Origin of the sequence: Blautia sp. AM28-27 (genome assembly GCF_003480905.1) — a bacterium.
GTDB lineage: Bacteria > Bacillota > Clostridia > Lachnospirales > Lachnospiraceae > Fusicatenibacter > Fusicatenibacter saccharivorans.
Genome location: NZ_QUJK01000033.1, coordinates 1 through 4,128, shown reverse-complemented (window position 1 = coordinate 4,128; position 4,128 = coordinate 1). Strand labels below are relative to the sequence as shown.

The following is a 4,128-nucleotide window of genomic DNA, read 5'->3' as shown; positions in this document are numbered from 1 at the left end:
ACGGAATTGATTATATCCTTGTCGGAGATTACTACATCCCGGACTTGAAACTGTCGGAAGAACGCCGCCCCATCGGAAAGTACGGACGGATGCACCGGGAATATTTAAGGGAAGTCCACCCAGCCAGATTGAACACATTGACACTGACAGGGGAGTTATGGACATACCTTGCAGACCTGAACGAACAGGCACAGGAACGGTTAGACACTATCGTGGAGCAAATGAAAGCTGCCGAGGGCGTGACCGAGGAATTAAAGCGCACTTCTCAAATGGAATGGGTGCAGCGGTGCAATAATATCCACAATCGGGCAGAAGAAATTGTTTTGCATGAGATAATTTATTCATAATAGTATGGTGTCAGGATTATGACAAATCAGAGGTTAAAAGGTGCGTTATGTTAAAAAGCATAGGGTTATATTTTAGAAAAATAGATTTTCTGAATTTTGCAGTTGGAGCTATAATGCCAATCATTGTATTGTTTATAGTTTATTCATCAGTCAAATCAAATATAATTCTTCAAGATACTGATTTTTTATCACTGTTGATGAATCATAAAGGGAAATTCATATTTTACTTTTTCGTGTCCTTTATTGAAGAAGTTATTTTTAGAGGAATTATTTTTGGGCTGTTGCTGCAAAAATGTAAAAATAAGTATTTGAGTTGCGTAATAGCTGCACTTATTTTTACACTACCACATATTTTTAATACTGATAATATTTCTGTTCTGGTAATGTTTATTTTTCCTTTTCTATATGGAATATTTGCCAATGAAATGTTTTACACTACAAAGAGTATTTGGATGCCCACAGGATTTCATTGGTTATGGAATTATACAATAACAAGTTTGTTTCTTGTTACAGGAACACAAAGTTTCATATATGTACATATCATAGCAGCAATGATTATAATGATACCGTTGTTTTACATTGTTATTGGGAAAACACGCCTAAGTGGCGATTGATAGCTTACAGTTTATCGCTTTATACAACTCCCTTTTCGGAATTGTGTACCCACTGAAAACGAGCCTATAAACATGCATTCAAAATGCATACAAACACGTTCTGGCTATTTCCCACACATTGAAATATACACTTAGATAACGTATAATACGAAATATATTTTGGGGAGGATTATGACCATGAAAAAGAAATTATGCAGTATGGTTTGTCTTTGCTACTTTGTTTCAATTATGTTATGTGCATGTGGAAGAAAAGAACAGGGGAATCCTATTAGATTGCCAGCCAGAGAGGATATTGTATCGATTGGTGTCTCTGACGGTGACAAATATGCTATATCACCTAACACAGAAGGTGAAGCTACGGAGTTTATTGATGAATTTTTATCTATGCTAATGGATATGGAAACAACCAGTCAGCAATCAATCAATGATGCACCGGTCAACAAAGATTCTATTACGATCAATATAAATTGTGATGGGGCGGCAGGAACTACTCTTTTTTACTATGTAGATAAAGGAATCGAATATGTAGAACAGCCATATCAAGGAATTTATAAACCAACGCCTGCTTTAGGTAATTGTATAACTGAAATGCTTGCTTCGGCAGATAATAGACCGCTAATGGTAACATTTCAGGCATCGGTAATTGAAACGAATCATGATTCAATAATAGTAAAACCGGTAGATGGTTCTTTGGAACTTGATTCAGCAGATAAGTTTTATATATCAAACGAAGAGAACCTTGAATTGCAAATTGGAGATTTCGTAGAAATTAGCTATAACGGAGAAATAATGGAATCATATCCTGCACAATTAGGAGAGGTTTATAAAATTACCGTGATAGAACAGACAGAAGCAAATGCCATGTGGGATAGAATACCTATGGTAAGAATAGATGGTAAATTATACTACGATACAGGGAGAGAAAGCATCATGGATGCACGTTGTGGCACTATGGATGGAGAAATAACATCAACTGTCGATGGAACTGAAATACCAACAGAAGATAATCAGTCTAATTTTGGAAGTGGATTTGGTTATCAGTATGGAGCAGACGATACAATAGAAATTTATATGAATGAAAAGTGGTTCGTCTTTGAATACAGAGAAGAATCTGAATGAGAGAATAAACGATAGATAAGTTAATTAAATTCAAAAGGCTGTCTCAATAAAGGGATAGCCTTTTTCAATTCTCAGCCTAAATTTTCTCAATATTCAGTAGGCAAAATCCAAGATACAGTTGCTCAAATTGCTCGAAAAATTAAAAAATGTATGAATATACACTAAAATTTGGGAAATGAACAGCGGGAACACTTTTCCGAAAAGGGAGTTATACAATATCAACTGAATAACCACAGCACAAACCGCTGCTACATGGAAGCCAACAAACCATGCAACAGCGGTTTTTCTTTACCGTTTTTTCCTTTGGCTGATAGGCGTTCCCATTTTCTTTGATTTTTTGAGAATCCGAATCAGCCAGCGAAATTCTTCGTCTGACAGATTTTTATAGTTGATACCGAGCTGTTTACAGTAAAGGACAACCAGCTTTTCATCCCGGCTGCCCTTGAAATTTTCGACCGCTTCCAGATTTTCTTTCAGTTCATTGGCAACAGTGGTCTGGGGTGCACTCTCACTGTCCTTTTTATGGGCTTCTCGAATATCCCGGATAATGAGGTTGAGGTCATCCCGTACCATCTGACTGAAATATTCATCATCACTGATATGGGCGGCTTGTAGCACTTTCAAATGGGGGTCGTCTTCGCCAGGGCGATACCGTTCAATGATTTCATGTCGGACAGTATCAACAAGGGCATTGAGGTTTTGAATCTGCATGGTGGCAATCCCGTCCACATAAATCTCAATGTCCGCAAGAAACTTGATAAAATCTTTATGTGTGGCAAGCTCACAGAGCAGACGGTTGTTAATCCGACCGCTTTTCAGGAGAGCAACCATCTCATCATTCAAATGCAACTCCGTCAATGGCGTGTTGATCTGCTCCCTGTTCTCTGTCCGGCACAGCAGATAATCAACGGAAACCCCATAGAAGTCTGCCAGTGTGATAAGGTTGCCATGATTGATTTCTTTATAATCCTCTTTCTCATAACTTCCAAGAGCTGATTTGGAAATACCCGTCAACTCTGACAACTCTTCCAGATTTAAGCCTTTGTCCTTGCGGAGTTCCCAAAGGCGTTCCTGTATGCTTGTCGCTCCTTTCATGGGCGCACGCTCCTTTCCGGTGGTTTGATTGCTGCCGCTTATCTGGATTATATCACACTTTCCGCAATCGTGGAAATTTCTGATTTTTACCCCTAATTCCTACTTTGTGGACATACGGCACAGGGCACAAAAATGTTCTATGATACGGGTAGTTCATCGATGGATTATTCCAATCGAATGACCAGCCTGTGTGGGATATGCTTCCCCGGCGATGTAGTGCCATGACTTTTGGCAGGGATATGGAGGAACCCTGACCAAAACGAGCGTACCAAAGGGAGCGATACGCCGCTGTGAGATTCAGGGGAGGAACGACACCGGGGAGAACTGGCGAACTGACACCGAAATGATACCGAAACACGACAATCTGATAGGGGGATAGTCTACCCTATCGCTGATACTTCGGGAGATTTTAGGCGGCTCTATGGCTGTAATTTTGCCGAAAATCGCCCCGAAACCATACACGAAAACGGGAGGAAGCGCAATATGCCGAGAATGAGCAAAAAGAGGAAGCATGAGCTTTCTTTTTACCTCAATGACCGGGGGCGTGTCACTTACAACGAATTATGCCGGAGATGCCAGCATGGGTGCAAGCAGAGCTTCCGGGCGGTTGTGATTGACTGCCCCCGTTATTTATCCAAACGAGCCAAGAAAAAGGAGGAACACACCGAATGAATTTTGAATTTATGACGATAGACACACCATTGCCGCCATGTATGCCATTTCCCATAGCGTTGACAGGATTTCCAGTCAGCAGCACCGCAAAGGTCATGTACTGCCGGATGCTGGACGCTATGCTATCCAAAGGGCAGGAGGACGAGAACGGAATCCTGTTTGTCTGCTTCCCTGTCACAGCCCTTGCCGTAGTCCTGTCCCGCAGTCCCATGACGGTCAAGCGTTCTCTGAATGAACTGGAAACCGCCGGACTTATCATGCGGGTGCGTCAGGGCGTTGGA

The 4,128-nt window shown here is 40.9% G+C and carries 6 protein-coding genes; 5 read left to right on the top strand and 1 reads right to left on the bottom strand.

Annotation, left to right across the window (positions count from 1 at the left end):
• The 3 genes from DW743_RS17700 to DW743_RS17690 form a co-directional block, all read left to right on the top strand.
• Positions 1-347: TnpV protein (locus tag DW743_RS17700; protein ID WP_118760271.1), on the top strand; the 347-nt coding region annotated here is incomplete at its 5' end.
• Positions 348-394: 47 nt separating this feature from the next.
• The gene (locus tag DW743_RS17695; RefSeq protein WP_117762285.1) at positions 395-961 is read left to right on the top strand and encodes a CPBP family intramembrane glutamic endopeptidase; all 567 of its coding nucleotides are present in this window, start codon (positions 395-397) and stop codon (positions 959-961) included.
• A gap of 177 nt (positions 962-1,138) precedes the next feature.
• Complete coding sequence (locus DW743_RS17690) at positions 1,139-2,080, top strand: DUF5301 domain-containing protein (RefSeq protein WP_226840178.1); 942 nt, start codon at positions 1,139-1,141, stop codon at positions 2,078-2,080.
• Positions 2,081-2,368: 288 nt separating this feature from the next.
• Here DW743_RS17690 and DW743_RS17685 read toward each other — a convergent pair whose 3' ends face one another.
• Positions 2,369-3,175, bottom strand: coding sequence for a helix-turn-helix domain-containing protein (locus DW743_RS17685; RefSeq protein WP_009323504.1), 807 nt, complete (start codon positions 3,173-3,175; stop codon positions 2,369-2,371).
• A 483-nt stretch (positions 3,176-3,658) separates the two neighbouring features.
• Between DW743_RS17685 and DW743_RS17675 the strand changes: the two genes are divergently transcribed.
• Positions 3,659-3,847 carry a hypothetical protein gene (locus DW743_RS17675; RefSeq protein ID WP_117762299.1) on the top strand — a complete coding sequence of 63 codons (189 nt, stop codon included), beginning with the start codon at positions 3,659-3,661 and terminating at the stop codon, positions 3,845-3,847.
• Positions 3,844-4,128, top strand: a 285-nt coding sequence (locus tag DW743_RS17670; protein ID WP_118760270.1) for a DeoR family transcriptional regulator, incomplete at its 3' end; no start/stop codon positions are given. The genes DW743_RS17675 and DW743_RS17670, both read left to right, overlap by 4 nt.

What these genes read in the sequence shown, in the direction of transcription:
- DW743_RS17695 (WP_117762285.1), top strand. Translation starts at nt 395, where the DNA reads ATGTTAAAAAGCATAGGGTTATATTTTAGAAAAATAGATTTTCTGAAT.
- DW743_RS17685 (WP_009323504.1), bottom strand. Translation starts at nt 3,175, where the DNA reads ATGAAAGGAGCGACAAGCATACAGGAACGCCTTTGGGAACTCCGCAAG.
- DW743_RS17690 (WP_226840178.1), top strand. Translation starts at nt 1,139, where the DNA reads ATGAAAAAGAAATTATGCAGTATGGTTTGTCTTTGCTACTTTGTTTCA.
- DW743_RS17675 (WP_117762299.1), top strand. Translation starts at nt 3,659, where the DNA reads ATGCCGAGAATGAGCAAAAAGAGGAAGCATGAGCTTTCTTTTTACCTC.